This is a genomic window from Pseudomonas sp. MPR-R2A5 (assembly GCF_058793055.1).
The window spans coordinates 1-22,428 of the sequence record NZ_JBXAFK010000061.1; the positions used below are offsets into that span (position 1 = coordinate 1).

Sequence of the window (22,428 nt, forward strand, 5' to 3'; positions counted from 1 at the left end):
TCCTGAATCAACGCGGCGCCTGTGAGTTCTTCGCGAGCAAGCTCGCTCCTACAAAAAAGCCTTAACTGAACGGCATTCGGGCAGGCCCGCTCGCCACAGGAAGCCCGCTCGCCACAACAAGCACCGTATTAGTCGTGAAGGGCTTTTGCCGCGGTCAGCAGCCCCTGGAACTTGCGATAACGGGCTTCCAGCATCGGCTGCTGTGTCAGGTCAGGCGCGTACCGCGTTTTTACCGGCATGCCCGCTTCCAACAGCGCGGCGCCTTGCCCTATCGCCAGGAAGCCCAGCTTCGCCGCGCCCACGCAAGCGCTCAATTCGCTGCCGTGCAAGGTGTAGATTTCACGCCGCAGGATATTGGCCAGCAACTGCGCCCAATACTCACTGCGCGCACCACCGCCCACCAAGGCGCACGAGGTCACGTCGGCGCCGGTCGATTGCACCGCGTGCAACGCGTCCCGCAAGCCGAAACCCACCCCTTCCATCACTGCGTAGCCGAGCATCGCCGGGGTGCAGTCATGGCCCAGGTTCATGAAGCCGCCACGCAGCAGCGGATCGTTATGGGGGGTGCGTTCACCCGCGAGGTACGGCAAAAACAACGGTGTGTCCAAAGGCACCGGCTGCCCGATGGGCAACTGCGCCTGCACCTGGTCCAATAGTGTTTGTTCATCTGAATGCCCCGTCAGTCGCGTCACCCAGCGCAGGCAACTGGCGCCAGCCAGCATCGCGCCCATGGTGTACCAGCGATTGGGCAGCGCATGGCAGAAGCTATGCACGGCGCTGGCCGGGTTGCCGGCCGCATGGTCGGTGATGGCGACAATCGCCGCGCTGGTGCCCAGGGTAATGAAGCCATCACCGGCGTTGATCGCGCCAATGCCGACCGCTGCGACAGGGTTATCGCCACCGCCCCCGGCAATCACCACGTCAGTGGATAAGCCCAGCCCCGTGGCCGTCAACAAAGCGCTCGCCGTGCCCCCCTCCACCAGCCTGGGCAGTTGCTCAGGCGTAAGGCCGGTCGCCCGCACCATCGGGGAAAACCATTCCCGCCGTGCCACATCCAGCCATAACGTACCCGCCGCATCGGACATCTCGCTGATGCGCTCGCCACTCAGGCGCAGGCGCAGGTAATCCTTGGGCGACAGCACGCAATCAATCGCCTGGAACACCTCGGGTTCATGCTGTTGCAGCCACAGCAGTTTCGGCGCGGTCAGCCCGGCCATCGGCAGGCTGCCGGTGACGTCGGCAAAGCCGCTCCCGAGTTGCGCGGCTTCGGCCACGGCGCGGGAGTCGTCCCACAGGATCGCCGGGTACAACACGCGGTTGTCCGCCCCCAGCAACACCGCGCCATGCATCTGCCCCGACAGGCCGATACAGGCCACGCGCGTAAACGCCTCGTGTCCGCGCAGTTGCGCCAACGCCTGCAAACAGGCTTGCCACCAGTCTTCCGGCGCCTGTTCAGACCAGCCGCTGTGCCGCCGCGACACGTTCAAGCGCACGCCGGCATGGGCCAGCACCGCACCACTGGCGTCCATCAGGATGGCTTTGAGTTCCGAGGTGCCCAGGTCGATGCCGAGGGAAACAGGACGGTTCATGCGTGTGTTATTCCAATCAATGACAGCCACAGGAGTTACGTAACTGCAGGGTCGGCGCCAGGCGCACACTCTGGGGGGGAGCGTCAGGCGACGCCATACGTTGCAGCAACAGGTCGACCGCGCGGGCGCCGAGGGCCTTGACCGGCTGCGCGATCAGGCTCAGGCGCGGCACGAAAAAGTCCGCCCAGTCAAAATCATCAAAGCCCACCAGGGCCATTTGTCTCGGCACTTCGAGCTGCGCGTCACGCAAGGCGTGCATCGCGCCGAGGGTCATCAGGTTATTGCCGGCCATGATCGCGGTGGGTGGCGCAGCCAGGCCCAGCAACTGCACGGTGGCCTGGCGCGCCGGCTCGCTGTTGGAACCGCCATTGACCAGCAACTGCGGATCAAACGCCAGCCCTGCCGCGTGCAAGGCGGCGCGGTAACCGGCGACCCGTTCATCCGTGGTGCTGAACCCCGTACGCCCGGCAATAAACCCAATCCGGCGATGCCCATGGGCGATCAAGTGCTCAATCAGCGCCTGAGTGGGTTGGGTATTCTCGACCCCGACCTGGTCAAAGTGCTCGCTCATCATCCGATCCACCAGCACCGCCGGTATCTCGTTGGCCTTCAGGTACTCCAGGGCCAGCGAGCCGTTCGACGGCGCCAGCACAATGCCGTCGACGCGTCGGTGATGCAGCGCCGTGACCACCCGCAGCTCCTGCTCGGGGTCATCATGGGTGTCGACGAACAGCATCATGTAGCCGTGTTTGGCGCACTCGGTTTCAATCGCGTGCACCGTCTCGCTGAAGTAATGGTTGGACAGTGCCGAGATCGCCACGCCGATCGTGCTGGTGCTCGAGCGTGCCAGCGAGCGTGCCAGGGTGTTGGGGATGTACCCCAACTCCTGGATCGCGCGCTGTACCGCCTGCACCGTGGCCGGGCTGACTTTACGGGTGCCGTTCAACACATGTGACACGGTCGATGTCGACACCCCCGCCCTGCTTGCGACGTCATCCATGGTGACCACGGCGCCGTTCCTCTCAATGAATCAATGTTTGCTCGACCAGCCGCTGTAGGTGCCGACGTTGTCACGGGTGATCAGTTTGGGCGTGAGCAGGGTCACCGCTTCGGCCGGGGCCTTGTCATTGAGCAGGTCATTGCCGATGTTCACCGCTGTCTGCGCCATGGCCCACGGGTCCTGGCTGGCGGATGCCTGGATCTGTGTGTCGGTCTTGAGCGCATGTTCGATATCCGGCGCGCCGTCCACCGACGTAATGATGATGCCGCTGCGCTTGAGCTGCTTGGCCGCCAGGTCGCTGCCGATGGCTTGCGGGTCGTTGATCGCGAACAGGCCGTCGATGCTCGGGAAGCGGGTCAGGTAACCCTGCATGGCGTTCAGGCCGCCTTCGCGCGAGCCCTTGCCGTCCTGGTCGTCGGACAGCACCTTGATGTCGGGTGCCGCGGCCAGGGCGGACTTGCAACCTTTGACGCGATCGGTCACCGCCGTGACTTGCGGGCCGTTCTGGATAATCACGTTGCCCTTGCCCTTGAGCTTGTCCACCAGGAACTGGCAGGCCAGCTTGCCGGCTTCGACGTTGTCGGTCTGCACGGTGGCATTCACGCCCTTGGCGTCCACATCCACGGCCACCACGACAATCCCGGCGTCGCGCGCTTTCTTGATCGCCGAGGCCATGGCAGAAGGGTCGACGGCGTTGATCAGGATCAGGTCGACCTTGGACGAGATGAAGTTGTCGATCTGCGAGAACTGCTTGCTCAGGTCATAGTCGGCCGACACCGAGGTCACCTTGACGTCGGGGTTCAGGGCCTTGGCCCTAGCGGTTGCGCCGTCGGCCAGGGTCACGAAATACGGGTTGCCGAGCGAGCCCATGCTGATGCCGAGGGCTTTGAGCTCGCGGGCTTCAACGGCTTGGGACATCAGGGCGGCCAAGGCCATGACGGGGAACAGATGTTTAAGGTTCATGCGGGTCTCTCTTGTGATTGTTGTATGAGTGAATTCAGGTGCGCGCACCGGATTGGCGATAACGATCCAGCGCCACTGCGCCGATGATCACGATGCCCTTGATGATGTACTGCCAGATATCCGACACCCCCAGCAGCACCAGGCCATTGGTGAGTACCGCAATGATCAGGGCGCCGATCAACGTGCCGCCGATGGTGCCGACCCCGCCGGTAAAGCTGGTGCCGCCGAGGATCACGGCGGCAATCGCGTCCAGTTCATAGGATTGCCCCAGTTGCAGGCCGTTGGCGGCGAAGAGGCGCGAGGCGCTCATCACCGCACCGAGCCCGGCCAGCGCACCGGACATGGCATAGACAAACAGCAGCACTTTCCACACCTTGATTCCGGAGAGCCGCGCCGCTTCGGGGTTGCCGCCCACCGAATAGATCTGCACGCCCATCACGGTGCGACGCAGGATGAACCACGACAGGGCCACCACCGCCACTGCGATCACCACCAGCCACGGCACGCCGAGGATCGAGTCATTGCCGATAAAGGCAAAAGGCAGGTCGGGGTTGAACACCGTCTTGTCATCGGCGAGCAAGCGCGCCAGGCCGCGCATGGCGGTCAAGGCCCCGAGGGTGACGATAAACGGCGGCAGGCGCATGAAGGCAATCAGCCCGCCGTTGACCAAGCCCAGCAACAGGCCAAAGCCGATACCGGCGGCGATACCGAACATGCCGAACTGCGGCGACATCGACGCCTGCAACGCCACCACGGCCGACGCCGCCAGGATCGCCCCCACCGACAGGTCGATGCCCGCCGTGAGGATCACAAAGGTCATGCCCGCCGCCAGCACCACATTGACCGACGCCTGCTGGGTGATGATCGACAGGTTCTGCATCGTCAGGAAGTTTTCACTGGCCAGGGCAAAGCCCACCAGCAGCAGGATCAGCACCGGCAGCATGCCGACCGTGCGCATCAGCCCTCGGACGCGTTCGGCCTTGCCGACAGCCGGGAGGGTCATCGTGTTGTGTGAATCAGCCATGGGCAACCACCTGATCGCCACCAGTGGCGAGGTCAATAATACGTTCCTGGGAAATGACGTGGCCGGAAGCCCCGCCGACTTCGGCCACCAACTGGCCTTCGCGCATGATCAGCACACGGTCGCAGGTGCCGATGATTTCCGGCAATTCGCTGGAGATCACCACGATGCCGACGCCCGCCTGGGCCAGTTGGTTGATGATGCGGTAGATCTCGGACTTGGAGCCGATGTCCACGCCCCGCGTCGGTTCGTCGAGGATCAGCACATGCGGCTTGACCTCCAGCAGCCGCGCCAGCAAGACCTTTTGCTGGTTGCCACCGGACAACGCCCCCACATTGACCTTGCCCGAGGCCACGCGGATCGACAGTGACTTGATCGCGTCATTCGAGCGTTGCGCGGCATGCCGGCGATCGAGTACGCCACCGGCATGGGCGTCGGGCACACAGGCACAGACATTGATGTTGTCGGCCACGCTCATGTCGAGGAACAGGCCCTGGGCCTTGCGGTCTTCGGTGAGGTAGACCACGCCGGCCCGAATCGCATCGGCCGGGTTGCGCAGTTGGGTCACGCGCTCGCCCACCACTTCCAGGGTGCCGGAGGTGCGCGGGTCGGCGGCGAAAATCAGTCGCGCCAGTTCGGTGCGCCCTGCCCCGACCAAACCGGCAATGCCCAGCACTTCACCGGCATGCAGGTCGAAACTGCAATTGCGCACGCGCTTGCCATCGGCCATGTCACGCACGCGCATCACCACGTTGCCGGGGTTATAGGCCGCGTGTTCCTTTTTGTAGAAACCGGAGAGGTCGCGGCCCACCATCATTTTCACCAACACCTCGGCCGACAGCGCGTCGCGGGTCAATTCGCCGATGTATTGGCCGTCGCGCAGCACCGAGACGCGGTCCGACAGCTCATAGATCTCGGCCATACGGTGGCTGATATAGATGATCGCCAGGCCCTGGCTGCGCAGTTGCTTGATCAGCGCGAACAGGCGGTCGGTCTCGCGGGACGACAGCGGCGTGGTCGGCTCGTCCATCACCAGCAACTTGGCGTGGGCATGCAAGGCGCGGGCGATTTCCACCAATTGGCGCTCGGCGATCGACAGGCTGCTGACCTGGGTTGCCGGGGTGAACTCGGCGCCCAGGCGTTGCAGCACCTCGACGCAACCGGCCTGCATGCCCTGGCGGTCGATGGTCCAGCCACGACGCAGTTCCCGGCCCAGGTAGATATTCTCGGCCACGCTCAGGTTCGGGCACAGGCTCAGTTCCTGATAGATCACGGCGATGCCGAGGGCTTTGGCGGTGGCGGGCGTGAAGGTGGCGACACGCTGGCCGGCGATGCGGATTTCGCCGCCGGGATCGGCCTGGTAGGCGCCGGAGAGGATTTTCATCAGGGTCGATTTGCCGGCGCCGTTCTCCCCCATCAAGGCGTGGATTTCGCCGGGGTAGACCTTCAGGCCGACATTCTTGAGCACACGCAAACCGTTGAAGGTTTTGCTGATGCCCTGCATCTCAAGCAAGGGTTCAAGGCTCATGACTGAGCTCCTGGTTTTATTATTTTTGTCTATCGACCCCTTGGATCAGAGCCGATTGCCACCGACTCTAATCAGATACATTTACTTACGCAAGCGCTTGCGTGCGCCGTTTGTCGCTAGAAGAAACGTTTCATCAAGCGCTTTAATCGCAATTTCAGCCTTTGTAGCGTTTCGGCAGCATGCGCACCAGGGTGTTATCACGCACCCAGTAATGGTGGAACAGCCCCGCCGCCGCGTGCAGGCCGATCAACCAATAGCCGGCGCTACCCAGCCACTCATGCCAGTGCTTGAACTGCCGGGCCAGGTCCGGGTCCGGTGCGACCAGCGTGGGTAAGCCGAACTCGAAATACGGCACCGGCTTGCCTGCGGCATTGAGCATCAGCCACGCCAGCAGTGGCGTGATGATCATCAGGCCGTACAACGCCAGGTGCATCAGGTGCGATGCAGCCGTTTGCCAGGCGGGCGGTCGCGGCACAATCGGCGGGCGTGGCGCCAGGCGTCCCAGCAGACGCAGCCAGACCAGCACGAATATGCCAATCCCGAACAGCGCATGGCCACCGAGGAACACGCCCTTGAGCGCATGCCCGCGGGGCAGCAGGCCTTTGATTTCGATACAGGCGTACACGCCAACGAACAGCGCGAGCATCAGCCAGTGCAGGCTCATCGACAGCCTTGCGTAGCGCGTTGTCATCTGGTTTTCGGTCATGGGAAAGGAGCCTTATGCAGGAAGGGTGGCCGGTCTCGGCCTCGAAGCGTCGGCGTCACCCTGCCTGCGAAGTCTTAAGGCAGTCTGAAGATCGGCCGATCGATCATTTTCACCACCTTCAGACTTCGTTAAGAAATGCCTCCGATACTCCACCCAACTTCACTTGGGAGACGTATCGCCAATGCCCGACATCGATTGGAGCGATCGCTTGCCGCTGCTGTTTGGCCAGGCCGACAGTACGCCGCTATGCCTCGCCCGTGCCCTGCCCCAAGACCCTCAGCGCGCGGAATTCGAGGCGTTTATCCAACAGCGTTTTCGCATTGCCCACGGCGCCGATATCCGCCACTTCATGCCGCAGTTGTTTGGCGTGAGCCAGGCCAACGGTGAACTGTGTGCCGTCGCCGGGGTGCGCCTGGCGAACGCAGAACCGTTGTTCCTGGAACGTTACCTGGACCATCCGATCGAGCCACTGATCAGTGCCGCCGCCGACCAACCGGTGGAGCGCGGGGCCATTGCCGAAGTCGGCAACCTGGCCGCCAGCGATACCGGCAGCGCCCGCCTGAGCATCATCGCCATCACCTGGCTGCTGGCCATGGGTGGCCTGGAGTGGGTGGCGTTCACCGGCAATATCGGCCTGGTCAACAGCTTCCACCGCCTCGGCTTGAAGCCGGTCACCCTGTGCGCCGCCGACCCGCAGCGCCTGGGCGATGACCGCCATCACTGGGGCAGTTACTACGAAAGCCAACCTTGGGTGCATGTCGGCAATATCCGCGCCGGCTTTATCCATTTGCGCAACATGGGCCTGTTCTCACGCCTGGGGTTGCCTACCACGATTGAGGACGCCAGCCATGTCGCCTGAAACCCGCCGCTTCCACGCCGTGCTTCGCGGTTACGCCGAGCGCAATGACGGTGCTATCGCCTTGTGGGGCGACACCTTGAAGATGGATTACGCCTCACTGTTCGCCGAAGTCGAGTACCGCCGCGAACGCCTGCGCGACGAAGGCGTGAAAGTGGTCGCCCTGGCCTTGGACAATGGCGTCGAGGCCATGCTGTGGGACCTGGCGGTGCTGTTCGAGGGGCTGACCTGCCTGACCCTGCCGCCGTTCTTCAGCCCGGCACAGCGCGCCCACTGCCTGCAACAAAGCCACGCTGAGCGGGTGCTCGCCGAGCCCCACCTGGAGGCTGAACTGCTCGCCAGTGGCTACCGTCAATCCGGCGAATTCTGGTGCCGTACGTTTGAAGGCCGCCCTTCGATGCCATCGGCTACCGCCAAGCTGACCTTCACCTCCGGCACCACTGGGGCGCCCAAGGGCGTGTGCCTGAGCGCCGACAGCCTGTTGCGGGTGGCCCGTGAGTTGTACCAGGCCAGCCACGTCACCGACCCACGCCATCACCTGGCCTTGTTGCCCATTGCGATTTTGCTGGAGAACCTCGGTTGCTACGCCGCGTTGTATGCCGGCGCCACCTTGAGCCTGCCCAGCCAGAAGAGCCTGGGTATCCAGGGCGCCAGCGCGGTGGACGCAGCGCAATTGCTCGGTTGCCTGGCGGCACGCCAGCCCCACAGCCTGATCCTGGTGCCGCAGTTACTGTTGATGTTGGTCATCGCCGCCGAGCAAAAGGCATTCAGCCCCCTGGGGCTGCGCTTCGCCGCGGTCGGCGGTGCGCGCGTCTCCAAGGCCTTGTTGCAACGGGCGCACCACTTGGGCATGCCGGTGTACGAAGGCTACGGGCTCTCGGAATGCGCTTCGGTGGTGTGCCTGAACCGCCCTGAGGCCAACCGGCCGGGAAGTGTCGGCCGGCCCCTGCCCCACGTGGAAATCCGCCTGGCCGAAGACGGTGAAGTGCTGATCAAGGGATCGACCCTGCTCGGCTACCTGGGCCAGCCCGGCCAGCCCGAACAATGGTGGCCCAGCGGCGACCTGGGCGCCTTCGACGAAGACGGTTTTCTCTACCTCAAGGGCCGCAAGAAACATCAGTTCGTCACCAGTTACGGGCGCAACGTCAACCCGGACTGGGTCGAGGCCGAACTGACCCAGGGCGGGGTCATCGCCCAGGCGTTCGTGTACGGCGAAGCACTGCCGCAGAACCATGCCCTGCTGTGGCCCCATCGCGCCGACTGCAGCGACGCCCAACTGGCCGCCGCCGTGGCCGAGGCCAATAGCAGCCTGCCGGACTACGCCCAGGTGCATCGCTGGACGCGCCTGGCAGAACCCTTCACCGCCGCCAATGGCTTGCTCACCGCCAATGGCCGGCCACGGCGCGACGCCATCGTCGCCCGTTATCAAACCCAGCTTGCCCCTGCACTCAACGAGGAAACCTCATCGTGAATTTTTTCGACTCGCTGCAAGAAGCCACCCAACAGGAACGCAACGCACTGTTCAACCTGCCGATCATCCGCGATGCCATGGAAGGCAAGGTCAGCCTGGAAAGCTATCGCGCATTCCTGGCCCAGGCCTACTACCACGTACGGCATACCGTGCCGTTGATGATGGCTTGCGGCGCGCGCTTGCCCTCGCGCCTGGAATGGCTGCGCAAGGCCGTTTGCGACTACATCGAAGATGAATATGGCCATGAGCAATGGGTGCTGGATGACATCGCCGCCTGTGGCGGCGACAAGGCGGCGGTACGCGATGGGCGCCCTGGGTTGCCCATCGAATTGATGGTCAGCTACCTCTATGACCTGATCGCCCGTGACAACCCGGTTGGCCTGTTCGGCATGGTCAATGTGCTGGAAGGCACCAGTATCGCCCTGGCCACCCATGCCGCCGATAGCATCCGCGATCGCTTGCAACTGCCGGCCACCGCGTTCAGCTACCTGAGCTCCCACGGTTCCCTGGACATCGGCCACATGGAAACCTACCGCCGCTTGATGAACAGCCTGGATGATCCTGAAGACCAGGCCGCCGTGATCCGCGCATCCAAGGTGGTGTACGCGCTCTACACCGATATGTTCCGCAGCCTGCCGCGCCTTGGGGAGGCTTCCCATGCGCCTGTCTGACGCCCGCGTGGTGCTGACCGGCGCCAGCGGTGGGATTGGCCTGGCGATTGTGTCCGCCCTCTGCGCCAGTGGCGCGCGGGTGCTGGCCGTGGCCCGTCATCGTGGGCCGTTGGAAGGTTTGCTTGAACGCTATCCGCAGCAATTGTGCTGGGTAAGCGCCGACCTGACCTTTCTCGCCGACCGGCGCAAAGTGCTGGCCGCCGCCGAAGCCATCGGCGGCGTGAACCTGCTGATCAACGCCGCCGGGATCAATCACTTCGCGATGCTGGAGCAACTGGACGACAACGAAATCAACGGGATGCTGGCGCTGAACATCACGGCGCCCATCTGCCTGACCAAGCTGCTGTTACCCATGCTCAAGCAGGCGCCAAGCGCCATGGTGGTGAACGTCGGCTCTACCTACGGCTCCATCGGCTACCCCGGCTATGCCACCTACTGCGCCACCAAGTTCGCCTTGCGCGGCTTTTCTGAAGCGCTGCGCCGGGAACTGGCCGATACCCGCGTCGGGGTGCTGTACGTCGCCCCGCGCGCCACCCATACCAAGATGAACAGCCCCGCCGCGCAAGCCTTGAACGATGCGCTCAAGTCCAACGTCGACGACCCGCACACCGTGGCTTCAGCCGTGATCCAGGCGATTGCCAACGAGCGTCGCGATCTGTACCTGGGCTGGCCGGAGCGTTTCTTTGTGCGCCTTAACAGCCTGCTGCCCAACCTGGTCGACCGAGGCTTGCGCAAACAACTGCCGTTGGTACGCCGCTTGAGCGACAAACCCGAGAATGAGGACCTGAAACCATGAAACGACTTTTCGTTGCGCTGCTGCTCACCGCCCTGAGCCCCTTGACCTGGGCGCTGGAGGCCGCTGACCAGCAACGCCTGAACGACATCCAGACGCGCTGGGCCCAGATCCAATACAACCTGCCTGAAGAGCAGCGAACCCAGGCTTTCGAACAATTGGCCACCCAGGCAACGGCCTTCACCCAGGCCCGCCCCCAGGCTGCCGAGGCGTGGATCTGGTCGGGGATTGTCACCAGCAGTTGGGCCGGTGCCCAGGGCGGGCTGGGCGCGTTGAGCAAGGTCAAGGCGGCCAAGGTCGACCTGGAAAAAGCGCTGGCCCTGGACCCCAAGGCCCTGCAAGGCTCGGCCTATACCAGCCTGGCGGCCCTGTATGATCGCGTCCCCGGTTGGCCCATTGGCTTCGGCGATGCCGACAAGGCCGAACAGTTGCTCAAACAGGCCTTGCAACTGAACCCAGCGGGCATTGATAGTCTGTACTTCTGGGGTGACCACCTGTACCGGCAAAAACGCTATGGCGAAGCCCGTGATGCCCTGCAAAAAGCCCTGCTGGCCGCCCCCCGGCCGGGTCGGGAAACCGCCGATGCCGGGCGGCGCAAAGAGATCGAAAGCGTGCTGGCCGACATCAACAAAAAACTCAACTGACAGGAGTCTGCGTGCGCCTATTACTGATCGAGGATGACGTGGCATTGGGTGAAGGTATTCACCAGGCGCTGGTGCGTGAGGGCTACACCGTCGATTGGCTGCAAGACGGCAGCAGTGCCTTGCATGCCTTGCTCAGCGAAACCTTTGACGTGGTGGTGCTCGATCTCGGCCTGCCGCGCATGGATGGCTTGGAGGTGCTGCGACGCCTGCGCGACAGCGGCTCGAACCTGCCGGTGCTGATCCTCACGGCGCGGGACGCCACCGAAGACCGCATCGCCGGGTTGGATGCCGGCGCCGACGATTACCTGGTCAAGCCCTTCGACCTGGCCGAACTCAAGGCGCGCCTGCGTGCCCTGCTACGGCGCAGCGCCGGACGTGCGCGGGTAATGATCGAACACGCGGGCATTTGCCTGGACCCGAGCACACAGCAAGTCAGCTACCACGGCGAACCGGTGCTGCTCACGCCCAAGGAATATCAACTGCTGCACGAACTGCTGTCGCCGCCAGGCCGCGTGATGACCCGTGACCAGCTGATGCAACTGCTCTACGGCTGGAACGAAGAAGCCGAAAGCAACACCTTGGAGGTGCATATCCATCACCTGCGCAAGAAGTTCTCCAGCGAACTGATCCGTACCGTTCGCGGCGTCGGCTACCTGGTGGAGGAGCGCGGATGACCTCGATTCGGCGGCGCACCCTGACCCTGATCATCGGCCTGATGCTCGCCGGATTGCTGGTGATCAGTGTGCTGAACCTGCACGACAGCAATCACGAAATCGCCGAAGTCTACGATGCGCAACTGGCGCAGAACGCACGCCTGCTCCAGGGCGTCATGAGCATGCCGCTGGCGAGCAAAGACCAGACGGAGCTGTATCGCGCCTTCAACAAAGCCTTGGGCGAAGCCATGCCCAAGGTGGATGGGCACCCTTACGAAAGCAAGATTGCCTTCCAGGTGTGGAACCCCCAGGGCGAACTGCTGGTGTTTACCGCCAGTTCACCGTCATTCGCCACGCCCCCGGAACAACCGGGCTACAGCAATATCGACGACCTCAATGGCCGGCAATGGCGCGGCTTCGTGCTCAAGGACAAGGACAATGGCCTGCGCATTTGGGTGGGCGAGCGCGACGATGTGCGCTCCGACCTGGTCCAGCGCATCGTGCGGCATACCTTGTGGCCGAATGTGCTGGGCAGCCTGATCCTCGCCGCCATGGTCTGGCTGGCGATTGGCTGGGGGCTCAAGCCCTTGGCCGACATGGCGGCCACCTTGCGTGCACGGCATTCCGGTTCCCTGGAACCGATGCAACTGACGCCCTTGCCTATGGAGCTGGAACCGATGCAGGCGGCGTTGAACCGTATGCTCGCGCAAATCCAGGACATGCTGGGTCGCGAGCGACGCTTTATTGCCGACGCCGCCCACGAAATGCGCACGCCCCTGGCGGTATTGCGGGTGCATGCGCAAAACCTGCTGGAAGCCGGCACCGAAACCGAGCGGCGCGAGTCCCTGGCCTTCCTGATCGCCGGTGTCGACCGCACCAGCCGCCTGGTCAACCAGTTGCTGACCATGGCACGCCTGGAACCGAGCGCCGGGCAGCCAGCGGTACAGGCGATCGACCTGGCGACAACGGTGCGTGAAACCCTGATCCAGTTGACCCCCTGGTTGCTGAGCAAGGACTTGGAACTGGTGTTCGAGGTCGACGATGCGCCGTACCAGGTGACGACCGACGCCGGCGCGATCGATATCGCCTTGACCAACCTGGTGACCAACGCGGCGAATTTCTCCCCGGAACATGGGGTGATCACCGTGGGTTTGTGCAAAAACGCCGAGTATTTCGCCCTGACCATCGACGACCAGGGCCCCGGCATCGATGAGGCCCAGCGCGGCCGGCTCTTCGAGCGCTTTTACAGCCGCGGCAATGCCAAGGGGGCGGGCCTGGGCCTGACGATCGTACAAACCATCGCCCAGCGCCTGGGGGGGCGGGTGCGCCTTGAAAACCGGGAAACCGGTGGCCTGCGAGCGACCCTGGAGATCCCGGTGCGCGCGCACGTTACCTGAGCAGTGTGCCCAGCCACATTGCGCCGGTCAGCAGCACTTGCCCGGCGATCACGTAGGCGGCGAATGTGCGGCCGCCGCTGACCCAGGCCACCAGGCACTTGCTCAGCGCGTTGCAACTGACCACCAGCAATATCGGAATGGACGCAGCCTCCAGGGACAACTGGCCGCTGGTGGCCAGGGCGGCAATCGAGGCGATGGACGCGTGAGCGTCGGCGAAACCACTCAAGGTCGCGGTCAACATCACCCCCACCTGGCCGAAGTAATGGAGCATCACTGACGACAGGAAGGTAATGCCGGTCAGGGTCAAGACCATGATCAGCGCCAGCTTGAGGTCGAATGCACCGCCAACCTTGATGATTTGGCTGGCCGCTGTCGTCGGCGCGCGCAGCATCAGGGCTGCCCCATACAACGCGGTGGTGGCAAACCCGGCGAGCAGCGGCCAGGCCATCTGCGAAAGCAGCCTTGGCTCCACGGCGCCGAGGATCAGCGCCATTTGGGTCACGGTGGCAATATTCGAAAAAATCGCCGCTGCCGCGAGGGTGCGCAGGTGCTGCGGCTCCTTGCCGACAATCTGGCCCATGGCGGCCACGGTCACCGTGCTGGAAGCGAACCCCGAAGCAATGGCGCCCACGACGTAGCCATACGGCGGCCCAAGCGCGCGCACCGCCACATGGCCCACCGCCCCTACCGCCATCAACAACACCGTCAAGGTACAGATAGTGCGCGGGTTAAGCGCACCATAGGGGCCGATAAAGCGATCCGGCGCCAGCGGCAACACCACCAGCGCCACGATCAGCAGCAACAGCCCGTCACGCATTTCGATGTCGGTCAATTGGATGCGGGCAAAGTTATGCAGTTTGTCGCGGTAGGCCAGCAAACCGGCGACGACGACGCCGATGGCGATAGCCCGTTCGGGGGCGTCCCCACACCCTGCGCCCAATACCAGCACCATGAGCAAGGTGACTTCGCTGGTGATGCCCGGGTCTTTATCCTGGCTCTTCCAGTACGCCGTGCTGGCGATCACCGCCAGGCAGCCGGCGATCAGCCCCAACAACAGGCCGCCACCGACTTGCTGCGTCACATAGCCTAATAACGCGGTGATGGAATAAGTGCGCAAACCGGCAAAAGCGCGCAGTTCGCCCTGCCCCTTGCGACGTTCGCGCTCAAGCCCGATCAGCATGCCGATACCCAGCGCCGCAGCGGCACCGGCCAGGTCGAGGGTGTGCGTCATCCATACCCGCCGGTGCGAATCAAAGCCGGTGCAGAACCTGTGGTGCCCCTTGGCGCGGCGACGCTTGGCCAGGGATGAGGTGCGTCCAGCCGTGCCCGCAGGCGGTGCACGAAGTCTTCGGCTGCGGCCAGGCTGGTGAAATGCACGAACCAGGCGTCCATATGTACTGTCCAGCGCAGCGGCGCCTGTTGTTGTGTGATGGTGATCAGCATCCTTGGCCTCGGCTGGCGCCCCCAGGCGCCTTCAGGGAGTAATCGCGACCTTCATGACGCCATCGCGTTGATGGGCAAACAGCTCATAGGCCGCCTCGATATCGTCGAGCTTGAAGCGGTGGGTCACCAGGGGCGACAGGTCCACCCCGCCGCTGGCAACCACGGCCATCAAGCGGCGCATGCGCTCCTTGCCGCCGGGGCACAGGGTCGACACGATGCTGTAATCCCCCAGCCCCGCACTGAAGGCGTCATAGGGAATGTGCAGGTCACTGGAATACACCCCCAGGCTGGACAGGCGCCCACCGGGGCGCAGCACGCGCAAGGCCGACTCGAACGTGCCCTGGGTGCCCAGGGCTTCGATCGCCACGTCGACCCCACGGCCGTCCGTGAGCGCCATGATTTGCTCGACCACATTGCCTTTCTTGAAATCGACGATATGGGTAGCGCCGAGGCTGCGGGCGACGTTCATGCGTTCACTGACCCCGTCGACCCCGATAATCATCGAGGCGCCTTTAAGGCGTGCCCCCGCCACCGCGCACAAGCCGATCGGCCCCAGGGCGAATACCACCACCGTGTCGCCAATGCTCACCTCGCCGCGCTCGGCCCCGGAAAACCCGGTGGACATGATGTCCGGGCACATCAGCACCTGTTCGTCACTTAAACCGTCGGGGATCGGGCACAGGTTGGCCAGCGCATCGGGGACAAGCACGTATTCGGCCTGGCAGCCGTCGAGGGTATTGCCGAATTTCCAGCCCCCCGCCGCGCGAAAGCCATGCCGTGTATCGGGCCCGTCCTGGGAGCCACACCCGCACAGGCAGGCATAGCTTTGCCCGCTGGGGGTGATGGCGCCGGCGATCACCCGCTGGCCTTCGACAAACCCGCGAACCTGGGACCCCAGCCGCTCAATCACGCCCACCGGTTCATGGCCCACGGTCAGGCCTTTGGCGACCGGGTACTCGCCGCGCAGGATATGCACGTCGGTGCCGCAGATGGTGGTGGTGGTAATGCGCACCAAGGCGTCCAACGGACCGACTTCGGGAATGGGTTTGTCGTCCAGGACGATGCGGTTTTTTTCAACGAAGACAGCTGCTCTCATGGTTGCCATGCTGTGACCTCCTGGGCCGGAAAAGCCTGATTGGCGACCAGACTGCGCCGCGAACGCACGGCACAAGTTGATCATGATCAACAATCCCCGGATTGATCATAGCCCCTGACCGCGCATCGTTGACCTGGCTCCCGCTCAAGGCGACTTGATGCAAGTCAAACCGCCACCGGCGCCCGGCGCGATGATGTCAGGCAGGCACCATTGCCCACTGCTATCCGCCGCTTACCCAAGGGAGATTGCCCATGTCCACTCAAGCCCGTTACTTGTTGCTGGTTTCACCATTGATGGAGCACAGTCCGGCCTTCGACAGGGCCGCTGCCCTGGCCAAGGCCGAAGGCGCCGCGCTGCATATCCTGGCCTTTGATTACCTGGAAGGCCTGGCCACCGCCGGCCTGGTCAATGAACAGGCGCTGGAACAGATGCGCCTGGGCTATGTCGAGCGTCATCATCAATGGCTGGAGGACCAGGCCCGGCCGTTACGCAATCTCGGGCTGACGGTCACCACCGAGGTGGCCTGGGTGGAACGCCCGCTGCAGGAGATATTGGTGCGCCTGCGGGAAGAGCCGATGGCCGTGGTGATCAAGGCGCTGGAGCATGAGTCGCTGCTGTCGCGGCTGATGTTCACGCCACTGGACGTGCACCTGATTCGCGAATGCCCGGTGCCACTGCATTTTGTCAGCGGTGCGCAACATGCCTTGCCGCGCAAGATCGTGGCCGCCGTGGACCCGTTCCATCGCAATGAGCACTATGACGACCTTAACGACCGCATCCTGCATGAAGCGGTCAAGTTGGCCACCGACTGCGATGCCGAGGTGGAAGTGGTGTACGCCCATGACCTGTCCGACCTGGGCGCCCAGGAGTACGGGTTTGGCAGCGGCGCCGGCTTCTTCTCGTCGGTCGCCGCCAAGCGCTTGTTCGACGAACAGGGGCAGGCCTTCAATGACCTGGCCGCGCGCAACGGGATCCCGCCAGCACAGCGCCATATGATCCTGGGCAACCCGGCGAAAGTGCTGTCCAGCTACGCCGATGCCTACAATGTCGATGTGATTGTCATGGGGCGGGTCGGCCATCACGGGCTGTCGCGCTTACTGGGTAGTACAGCCGAATCGCTGTTGTACAAGATGCCGTGCAGCGTCTGGATGGTGAAGCCCGAAATCGTTGATTGATCACACGCACTTTGCTCGCCCCGCGGCACTATTCGTCGCGGGGGTACTTCGCGCCAAAACAATTCATTTGGATACCTCAGTCTGACGCCAGGCATTCGGAACCCTCCAGCCGTCTAAATATATAAGTCCGCACCTAGCTTTTTTCATCACGTGTTGTTTAGTGTTATCTAGGCAACCGGCAAGTGTGCAAGAGGCTTATTTTAAAATGAAGTCGACACCAATACTTGTACAAACGCAAAATTTAAGGACAGCTTGCGCCAATTGCAGTGTTCTAGAGTTGTGTCTACCCATCGGTCTGAACGATAGCGAAGTGAGCCGCCTGGATACACTTATTCCCCAACGGGTCAAAGTTAAAAAAGGCGCCTCGCTGTATCGCACCGCAGACCCGCTGCGCTCGCTCTACGCCGTGCGAACCGGCTTTTTCAAGACCTGCATTGTCTCCCTGGACGGTCGCGAACAAGTCACCGGCTTCCAGATGGCCGGGGAAATGCTCGGCCTGGACGCCATCAGCGCCGAGCAGCATGCCTGCCATGCCGTGGCCCTGGAAGACAGCGAAGTGTGTCCGATTCACTTCCACCAACTTGAACGGCTGGCCAGCCAGATTCCATCGCTGCAACATAACTTGAACAAGATCATGAGCCGCGAAATAGTGCGTGATCACAGTATGTTATTACAAATGGGCAATATGAATGCCGATGAGCGACTGGCCGCGTTTGTATTGAATCTATCGGCGCGCATGAGTACGCGCGGTTATTCATCCCGCTCTTTTGTATTACGGATGAGACGCGAAGAAATCGGCTCTTACTTGGGCCTGCGCCTGGAGACGGTATGCCGCAGTATCGCGCAACTGCGCAAACTGGGCCTGGTGCATATCAGCGCTCGCAATGTCGACATTCTCGATATGCCGCAACTCAAGAGGTTTATTGCCGGCTGTCATCGGCATGGGCCGGAGTGATGCTGATCTGATCCAGGTCAGCTTTAACGGTCGGTAAAGGCGTACAAACCAATGGAAAAGACGCTGTTTCAATCCCGTCCAACCTTCGGAGGTCATGCCATGCCCACCCTCGCAGAACACAACAGGCAAGCCGATGCCGCCTATAAGGAGGCAGCCCCCCACGAACACTGGATCGACGAACTCAAAGACGGCCGCCACGTGCTGATACGTCCGTTGACCGCCGCCGATCGAGAGCGCGAATACGATTTCATCAAGAACCTGTCCCCCGAGTCGCGGCACGCGCGCTTCCTGGGTGAAATCAACGAGCCCGGCAAGCGCCTCATGGATCAGTTGATGAATGTCGATAATCAGCACCGTATGGCCTTTATCGCCCTGGTGCACGACAACGGCAAGCTGATCGAAATCGGCGTGGCTCGCTACGCCGAAGCCAAGGAGCACGAATGCGAATGCGCGGTGACCGTGGCCGATAACTGGCAACAACAGGGCCTGGGGTACATCCTGATGCAGCACCTGATAAAGGCGGCGCGCGCCAACGGGTTCAAACGCATGTACACGATCGACGGGGCCACCAACTCCCGGCTGCGTGACCTGATCCATGACTTGGGATTCCATAGCGTGATCGATCCGAATGACAGTACCCAGGTGATCAGCAGCATCGAACTCTGAACCGCATGGCCCGCTGACGGGGCGGTTTGCCGCCCCGTCTGCCAATACGCTCGTTGGAGGGCATTCGTTGTCTAAGGGTCCAGCACGCCGCCGCTGTAGCTGTCGGATAAGCGTGTGCCGGTGAATTTGGCCACCACCGCACCCTGGGCCACCAGGCGTTCGCGATGCCGGGTGACCAGGCGCCCGGTTTGTGCGGCATGCAGCGTTACCTCCGTATCCGGGTCACCAGGGCGCCCGATGATCCTGGCAAAACGCTCCCCCTCCTCGACCTGATCACCCAGGCTTTTTTCGAACACCAGCACACCGGCGCGAGGGGCGAGGACGGTTTCCATGCAGCCCATGTCCACTGCGTCGCCCTGCCATTCGCTGATCGCCGCCACCTCGTCGACTACGCCATTGATGCACAGCCAGGCCCACAGCCCATCGGCATCCTGTTGTGCCAGGGCATCGCTGACATCCGCTTGCCCACGCAACTCGACGGTCGCGGCCAACTGCGGCGCGGCGTGGTTGATGAGGGTTTCTTCAAAGGAGCCATCACCGCCGTCCTCCCAGACGATCACCACGTCCACCTGCAACGCGGCCGCCAGTGCCAGGCCTTGCTCGGGCCAGAAGCTGCGGTGGATGTAGAGGTAGGGCAATGCTTCGTCATCGGTGTGCAGGTCCAGCACCAGGTCGGCATCGGCGGCCAGTTGCACCAGGCTCTTTTGCCATTGCGCCAGGTTGCTCGCCGGGCGCTCCATGGCCAGGGAGTGGTCAAATGCGCGGTTGAAATTCTGCCCACTGGCTTCGTGAAAACGCCCCAATAATTTGCCCTGGCGAAACTGGCCGATGCCGAACGGGTTGGCCTGCGGTACCAGCGTCACGCAGCCCTTCAGGCGGCCTTGCTGCTGACAGCGTTGCAAGCGCGGCAGCAGGTGGTGCAGCACCAGCATCCCGGCGATTTCATCGGCGTGGACGCCGGCTTGCAAGTGGACCCGGGGCCCGCTGCCGTCGCCTTCGAAGCGCCAGGCGTTGATAGACAGCAGGTTGCCAGCGTCGCCGGGCACCTGCCACGAAAGATCGATTGCCATGCCTTGCCCTCCTCTTATCCAACACAAATAAACGACCGTATTTTTATGGCCTGTGGGCTTGTCTGTGGCCAGTGGGCTTGTTGTGGCCAGTGGGCTTGTCTGTGGCCAGCAGGCTTGTTGTGGCGAGCGGGCTTGCCCCGCGTTGGGCTGCAAAGCAGCCCCAAAACCAGGCACCGCGGTGTATCAGTTAAAAACACATCGCCTGTAATGGGGCTGCTGCGCAGCCCAACGCGGGGCAAGCCCTAATGCCGTTCAGTTAAGCGTACATCGCCTTCTGTAGGAGCGAGCTTGCTCGCGAAAAACGTCAACGATAACGCGTGTTTCCTGAATCAACGCGGCGCCTGTGAGTTCTTCGCGAGCAAGCTCGCTCCTACAAAAAAGCCTTAACTGAACGGCATTAGGGCAAGCCCGCTCGCCACAACAAGCCTGCTCACCACAACAGCCAGTTTTAGCAGGACCTCTTATCATTTAACCGGTAGAGATTGAACGGCCGTTCAACTAACCTTGACACTCCGGTGTTTGATCAAAGGCCTTTCCATGACTGTCGTCCCTCCCAAACTGCGCCGTGCCGACCCCGATGAACGCCGCGACCTGCTGGTTGCCGCCACCCTCACCTGCCTCGCCCGCGACGGCCATGCCGGGATTTCGGTGCGGCGTATCGCGGCGCAGGCCGGGGTTTCCGTGGGCTTGCTCAATCATCATTTCGGCAGCATCGATGCACTGATCGCCGAGACCTACCACAAGCTGGCCAACGAGCTGACCACGGCGCTGTGGGCGCAAGTCGAAGCGGTCGAAGGCGCCGCCGCACGCCTGGACGCCTTTCTCAGCGCATCGTTTTCGCCACGGGTCATGGACCCCGATCTGCTCGGGGTGTGGGTGGTGTTCTGGAGCCTGATCCGTCATTCACCCCACGTAAACCAGTCCCACGAAAACAGCTACCGCGCCTACCTGGGCTTGATCCAGCGATTGCTGGATGATCTGGCGCGCAGCGAAAACCTGCAGATTCACGACACCCACCTGGCCGCTATTGGTCTATCGGCGATGCTTGACGGACTCTGGCTCGAGGGCTGCCTCAACCCCGGCACCTTCAGCCCCGCCAACGGGCTGCACATCTGCCGCTGCTGGGTACAAGGGTTGCGTCACGGCGCATTCGGCGCCAACCACGCCCTGTGACACCGGGCGCCGTGCGCTGAGCATGGCCAGGGTGCCGCTGACGGCGATCAGTACCGCGCCGATGATCAGCGAGACGTCCATCGACGCGCCCCAGATCAGGCTCGACAGCAGGAACGCCCAAACCAGCCCGGTGTACTCGAACGGCGCAAGCAAGGTCGCGGTAGCACGACGGAAACTGGCAAACAGCAGGAACTGGCCGATACCGCCCACACACCCCGCCGCCAACATCCCCAGCCAGGCCGGCGTCGGTGACGGCGTATGGGTCCAGGGCAGCGTCACGGCCATACAGATCACGAACACGACATTGGTGATCAGCATCTGCTCCAGCACCGAAGTGGTCAGGTCGACCTGGCGCAGTTGGATATAGGTGAACGCCCAGCATAGGGCCGCCGCCAGGGTCAGGGCGATCGGCAGCGGCTCGACCCGGTGGCTCGGGCGGCAGGCAATGACCACGCCGATAAAGCCGATGATCAACGAAACCCACTGGCCCCGGCTGGCGCGTTCCTTGAGGATCAGCGCCGCGAGCAAGGTCACCATGATCGGCGCGGAGAAATACAGGGTGGTCATTTCCGCCAGGGTCAGGTCCCTGGCGGCGGTGTAGTACAGCAACCAGGCAAGCAGCGACAACAGCCCACGAACGATCAACAGCCTACGGCTGAGCGAGCACCAGGCGCGGCGCAACAGCCCCATGCGCCCGGCGATCACACACGCGGCGACCACCACCAGGCTGCGCCAGAACAGGATAGTGAATACCGAATAATCAGCCACCAGCCATTTGATCGCCGCATCCTGCAACCCCAGGAACGCGTAGGCCAGGGCGCACAGGGCAATCCCTTGCAGCGAGCGGTCCTGGCTCATCCGGCAGCCCTGCGCAGCGGCGTACCGCGTCGCTCGGCGATGGCGTACAGCGCTTCAATCAAAAAGGTCAGGCACAGGTAGACCCCGGCCACCAGCAGCAACGGCTGGTAGATCTGCAAGGTCTGCGCGCGCACCACGTTGGCCGCGCCCAGCAGGTCGACCACGGCAATGGTCGAGGCCAGCGCGGTGGACTTGAGCAACATCACCGTTTCCCCCGCCAACGTCGGCAACAGCAGGCGCATCGCCCTGGGCAGACGTACGCGCCACAGCGCCTGGCGCGGGGTCATGCCAAACGCCGAGGCCGCTTCCATCTCCCCCTTGGGCACGGCCAGCAAGCCGCCGCGAATCACTTCCCCCACATAGGCGCCCACCGAGAGCACCAGGGCGAACACGATGTACCAGTAGCCGTCGCGCAAAAACGGCCAGAGGACACTGCCCCGGATCACCGGAAACTGGGCGAACAGGCTGCCCAGCCCATAGTAGAAGATGTAGATCTGGATCAGCAGCGGCGTACCGCGCAACACACTGGTGTAGGCCAATGCACTGCGCGCCAGCCACTTGCGCCGCGACAACCGCGCCAACGCCACCAGCACCGCCAGGGCAAACCCCAGCACCGCGCTGATCAGCAACAATGACAAACTGGTCTGCAAGCCCTTGGCGATCAGCCCCGCGTAATAACTTATCCACTCAGGCATGTGGC

At 63.0% G+C, this 22,428-nt stretch carries 22 protein-coding genes and 1 pseudogene; 11 read left to right on the forward strand and 12 right to left on the reverse strand.

What is annotated here, in order from left to right:
- Nucleotides 1-128 precede the first annotated feature (128 nt).
- The 6 genes from xylB to AC1Q6I_RS30525 form a co-directional block, all read right to left on the reverse strand.
- On the reverse strand, nucleotides 129-1,589 hold the full coding sequence (gene xylB / locus AC1Q6I_RS30500; RefSeq protein WP_102623323.1) for a xylulokinase: 1,461 nt from the start codon (nucleotides 1,587-1,589) through the stop codon (nucleotides 129-131).
- A 16-nt stretch (nucleotides 1,590-1,605) separates the two neighbouring features.
- On the reverse strand, nucleotides 1,606-2,598 hold the full coding sequence (locus tag AC1Q6I_RS30505; RefSeq protein ID WP_102623322.1) for a LacI family DNA-binding transcriptional regulator: 993 nt from the start codon (nucleotides 2,596-2,598) through the stop codon (nucleotides 1,606-1,608).
- A 21-nt stretch (nucleotides 2,599-2,619) separates the two neighbouring features.
- The gene (locus AC1Q6I_RS30510; RefSeq protein ID WP_102623321.1) at nucleotides 2,620-3,552 is read right to left on the reverse strand and encodes an ABC transporter substrate-binding protein; all 933 of its coding nucleotides are present in this window, start codon (nucleotides 3,550-3,552) and stop codon (nucleotides 2,620-2,622) included.
- Nucleotides 3,553-3,586: 34 nt separating this feature from the next.
- Nucleotides 3,587-4,555, reverse strand: coding sequence for an ABC transporter permease subunit (locus AC1Q6I_RS30515; protein WP_093235470.1), 969 nt, complete (start codon nucleotides 4,553-4,555; stop codon nucleotides 3,587-3,589).
- A 13-nt stretch (nucleotides 4,556-4,568) separates the two neighbouring features.
- On the reverse strand, nucleotides 4,569-6,101 hold the full coding sequence (locus AC1Q6I_RS30520; RefSeq protein WP_024075545.1) for a sugar ABC transporter ATP-binding protein: 1,533 nt from the start codon (nucleotides 6,099-6,101) through the stop codon (nucleotides 4,569-4,571).
- Between the two features lie 154 nt (nucleotides 6,102-6,255).
- Nucleotides 6,256-6,807: a cytochrome b gene (locus AC1Q6I_RS30525; protein WP_069076126.1), complete on the reverse strand. Its 552-nt coding sequence runs from the start codon at nucleotides 6,805-6,807 to the stop codon at nucleotides 6,256-6,258.
- Between the two features lie 181 nt (nucleotides 6,808-6,988).
- On the opposite strand from AC1Q6I_RS30525, the gene AC1Q6I_RS30530 reads away from it, so the two are divergent.
- From AC1Q6I_RS30530 to AC1Q6I_RS30560, 7 genes are read left to right on the forward strand one after another with little or no spacing between them, the layout of a single operon-like run.
- Nucleotides 6,989-7,666 (forward strand): thermostable hemolysin, encoded by a 678-nt coding sequence (locus tag AC1Q6I_RS30530; protein WP_024075547.1) that lies wholly within the window; start codon nucleotides 6,989-6,991, stop codon nucleotides 7,664-7,666.
- Nucleotides 7,656-9,134 (forward strand): AMP-binding protein, encoded by a 1,479-nt coding sequence (locus AC1Q6I_RS30535; RefSeq protein WP_102623320.1) that lies wholly within the window; start codon nucleotides 7,656-7,658, stop codon nucleotides 9,132-9,134. The genes AC1Q6I_RS30530 and AC1Q6I_RS30535 overlap by 11 nt, the downstream gene beginning before the upstream one ends.
- Entirely contained in the window at nucleotides 9,131-9,805 is a 675-nt protein-coding gene (locus AC1Q6I_RS30540) for an iron-containing redox enzyme family protein (protein ID WP_024075549.1), read from the forward strand. Before AC1Q6I_RS30535 ends, AC1Q6I_RS30540 begins: the two co-directional genes overlap by 4 nt.
- Nucleotides 9,792-10,601 (forward strand): SDR family oxidoreductase, encoded by an 810-nt coding sequence (locus tag AC1Q6I_RS30545; protein ID WP_069076123.1) that lies wholly within the window; start codon nucleotides 9,792-9,794, stop codon nucleotides 10,599-10,601. Before AC1Q6I_RS30540 ends, AC1Q6I_RS30545 begins: the two co-directional genes overlap by 14 nt.
- Nucleotides 10,598-11,242: a tetratricopeptide repeat protein gene (locus tag AC1Q6I_RS30550; RefSeq protein ID WP_102623319.1), complete on the forward strand. Its 645-nt coding sequence runs from the start codon at nucleotides 10,598-10,600 to the stop codon at nucleotides 11,240-11,242. Before AC1Q6I_RS30545 ends, AC1Q6I_RS30550 begins: the two co-directional genes overlap by 4 nt.
- A gap of 11 nt (nucleotides 11,243-11,253) precedes the next feature.
- The gene (locus AC1Q6I_RS30555; RefSeq protein ID WP_024075552.1) at nucleotides 11,254-11,916 is read left to right on the forward strand and encodes a response regulator; all 663 of its coding nucleotides are present in this window, start codon (nucleotides 11,254-11,256) and stop codon (nucleotides 11,914-11,916) included.
- Nucleotides 11,913-13,292 carry an ATP-binding protein gene (locus tag AC1Q6I_RS30560; RefSeq protein ID WP_102623318.1) on the forward strand — a complete coding sequence of 460 codons (1,380 nt, stop codon included), beginning with the start codon at nucleotides 11,913-11,915 and terminating at the stop codon, nucleotides 13,290-13,292. The genes AC1Q6I_RS30555 and AC1Q6I_RS30560 overlap by 4 nt, the downstream gene beginning before the upstream one ends.
- Here AC1Q6I_RS30560 and AC1Q6I_RS30565 read toward each other — a convergent pair.
- From AC1Q6I_RS30565 to AC1Q6I_RS30575, 3 genes are read right to left on the reverse strand one after another with little or no spacing between them, the layout of a single operon-like run.
- A complete protein-coding gene (locus AC1Q6I_RS30565; RefSeq protein WP_102623317.1) occupies nucleotides 13,285-14,523 on the reverse strand; it encodes an MgtC/SapB family protein in 1,239 nt (412 codons plus the stop codon). The genes AC1Q6I_RS30560 and AC1Q6I_RS30565 overlap by 8 nt on opposite strands.
- Entirely contained in the window at nucleotides 14,520-14,735 is a 216-nt protein-coding gene (locus AC1Q6I_RS30570; RefSeq protein WP_069076120.1) for a hypothetical protein, read from the reverse strand. The genes AC1Q6I_RS30565 and AC1Q6I_RS30570 overlap by 4 nt, the downstream gene beginning before the upstream one ends.
- A gap of 31 nt (nucleotides 14,736-14,766) precedes the next feature.
- Nucleotides 14,767-15,840 carry an NAD(P)-dependent alcohol dehydrogenase gene (locus AC1Q6I_RS30575; RefSeq protein WP_024075556.1) on the reverse strand — a complete coding sequence of 358 codons (1,074 nt, stop codon included), beginning with the start codon at nucleotides 15,838-15,840 and terminating at the stop codon, nucleotides 14,767-14,769.
- Between the two features lie 242 nt (nucleotides 15,841-16,082).
- Here AC1Q6I_RS30575 and AC1Q6I_RS30580 point away from each other — a divergent pair, with 242 nt between their 5' ends.
- The 3 genes from AC1Q6I_RS30580 (at nucleotide 16,083) to AC1Q6I_RS30590 (ending at nucleotide 18,627) form a co-directional block, all read left to right on the forward strand.
- Nucleotides 16,083-17,006, forward strand: coding sequence for a universal stress protein (locus AC1Q6I_RS30580; RefSeq protein ID WP_102623316.1), 924 nt, complete (start codon nucleotides 16,083-16,085; stop codon nucleotides 17,004-17,006).
- A 205-nt stretch (nucleotides 17,007-17,211) separates the two neighbouring features.
- Entirely contained in the window at nucleotides 17,212-17,961 is a 750-nt protein-coding gene (gene fnr, locus AC1Q6I_RS30585; RefSeq protein ID WP_069076118.1) for a fumarate/nitrate reduction transcriptional regulator Fnr, read from the forward strand.
- Between the two features lie 99 nt (nucleotides 17,962-18,060).
- Nucleotides 18,061-18,627, forward strand: a complete 567-nt coding sequence (locus AC1Q6I_RS30590; RefSeq protein ID WP_069077408.1) for a GNAT family N-acetyltransferase — start codon at nucleotides 18,061-18,063, stop codon at nucleotides 18,625-18,627.
- A 71-nt stretch (nucleotides 18,628-18,698) separates the two neighbouring features.
- On the opposite strand, the gene AC1Q6I_RS30595 is transcribed toward AC1Q6I_RS30590, so the two are convergent.
- On the reverse strand, nucleotides 18,699-19,697 hold the full coding sequence (locus AC1Q6I_RS30595; RefSeq protein WP_024075560.1) for a M14 family metallopeptidase: 999 nt from the start codon (nucleotides 19,695-19,697) through the stop codon (nucleotides 18,699-18,701).
- 537 nt (nucleotides 19,698-20,234) lie between these two features.
- Here AC1Q6I_RS30595 and AC1Q6I_RS30600 point away from each other — a divergent pair.
- Nucleotides 20,235-20,774: pseudogene (locus tag AC1Q6I_RS30600) on the forward strand (TetR/AcrR family transcriptional regulator); the annotation flags it as partial.
- Here AC1Q6I_RS30600 and AC1Q6I_RS30605 read toward each other — a convergent pair.
- Together AC1Q6I_RS30605 and AC1Q6I_RS30610 are read right to left on the reverse strand one after the other, a co-directional pair.
- Nucleotides 20,730-21,728 carry a DMT family transporter gene (locus AC1Q6I_RS30605; RefSeq protein ID WP_102625734.1) on the reverse strand — a complete coding sequence of 333 codons (999 nt, stop codon included), beginning with the start codon at nucleotides 21,726-21,728 and terminating at the stop codon, nucleotides 20,730-20,732. The pseudogene AC1Q6I_RS30600 and the gene AC1Q6I_RS30605 overlap by 45 nt on opposite strands.
- Nucleotides 21,725-22,423: an ABC transporter permease gene (locus AC1Q6I_RS30610; RefSeq protein WP_024075563.1), complete on the reverse strand. Its 699-nt coding sequence runs from the start codon at nucleotides 22,421-22,423 to the stop codon at nucleotides 21,725-21,727. The genes AC1Q6I_RS30605 and AC1Q6I_RS30610 overlap by 4 nt, the downstream gene beginning before the upstream one ends.
- Between the last annotated feature and the right edge of the window lie 5 nt (nucleotides 22,424-22,428).

Coding starts and splice junctions, on each gene's coding strand:
- xylB (WP_102623323.1), bottom strand. CDS start 1,589: ATGAACCGTCCTGTTTCCCTCGGCATCGACCTGGGCACCTCGGAACTC.
- AC1Q6I_RS30510 (WP_102623321.1), bottom strand. CDS start 3,552: ATGAACCTTAAACATCTGTTCCCCGTCATGGCCTTGGCCGCCCTGATG.
- AC1Q6I_RS30515 (WP_093235470.1), bottom strand. CDS start 4,555: ATGACCCTCCCGGCTGTCGGCAAGGCCGAACGCGTCCGAGGGCTGATG.
- AC1Q6I_RS30520 (WP_024075545.1), bottom strand. CDS start 6,101: ATGAGCCTTGAACCCTTGCTTGAGATGCAGGGCATCAGCAAAACCTTC.
- AC1Q6I_RS30525 (WP_069076126.1), bottom strand. CDS start 6,807: ATGACCGAAAACCAGATGACAACGCGCTACGCAAGGCTGTCGATGAGC.
- AC1Q6I_RS30530 (WP_024075547.1), top strand. CDS start 6,989: ATGCCCGACATCGATTGGAGCGATCGCTTGCCGCTGCTGTTTGGCCAG.
- AC1Q6I_RS30535 (WP_102623320.1), top strand. CDS start 7,656: ATGTCGCCTGAAACCCGCCGCTTCCACGCCGTGCTTCGCGGTTACGCC.
- AC1Q6I_RS30545 (WP_069076123.1), top strand. CDS start 9,792: ATGCGCCTGTCTGACGCCCGCGTGGTGCTGACCGGCGCCAGCGGTGGG.
- AC1Q6I_RS30550 (WP_102623319.1), top strand. CDS start 10,598: ATGAAACGACTTTTCGTTGCGCTGCTGCTCACCGCCCTGAGCCCCTTG.
- AC1Q6I_RS30560 (WP_102623318.1), top strand. CDS start 11,913: ATGACCTCGATTCGGCGGCGCACCCTGACCCTGATCATCGGCCTGATG.
- AC1Q6I_RS30565 (WP_102623317.1), bottom strand. CDS start 14,523: ATGACGCACACCCTCGACCTGGCCGGTGCCGCTGCGGCGCTGGGTATC.
- AC1Q6I_RS30570 (WP_069076120.1), bottom strand. CDS start 14,735: ATGCTGATCACCATCACACAACAACAGGCGCCGCTGCGCTGGACAGTA.
- AC1Q6I_RS30575 (WP_024075556.1), bottom strand. CDS start 15,840: ATGGCAACCATGAGAGCAGCTGTCTTCGTTGAAAAAAACCGCATCGTC.
- AC1Q6I_RS30580 (WP_102623316.1), top strand. CDS start 16,083: ATGTCCACTCAAGCCCGTTACTTGTTGCTGGTTTCACCATTGATGGAG.
- fnr (WP_069076118.1), top strand. CDS start 17,212: ATGAAGTCGACACCAATACTTGTACAAACGCAAAATTTAAGGACAGCT.
- AC1Q6I_RS30590 (WP_069077408.1), top strand. CDS start 18,061: ATGCCCACCCTCGCAGAACACAACAGGCAAGCCGATGCCGCCTATAAG.
- AC1Q6I_RS30595 (WP_024075560.1), bottom strand. CDS start 19,697: ATGGCAATCGATCTTTCGTGGCAGGTGCCCGGCGACGCTGGCAACCTG.
- AC1Q6I_RS30605 (WP_102625734.1), bottom strand. CDS start 21,728: ATGAGCCAGGACCGCTCGCTGCAAGGGATTGCCCTGTGCGCCCTGGCC.
- AC1Q6I_RS30610 (WP_024075563.1), bottom strand. CDS start 22,423: ATGCCTGAGTGGATAAGTTATTACGCGGGGCTGATCGCCAAGGGCTTG.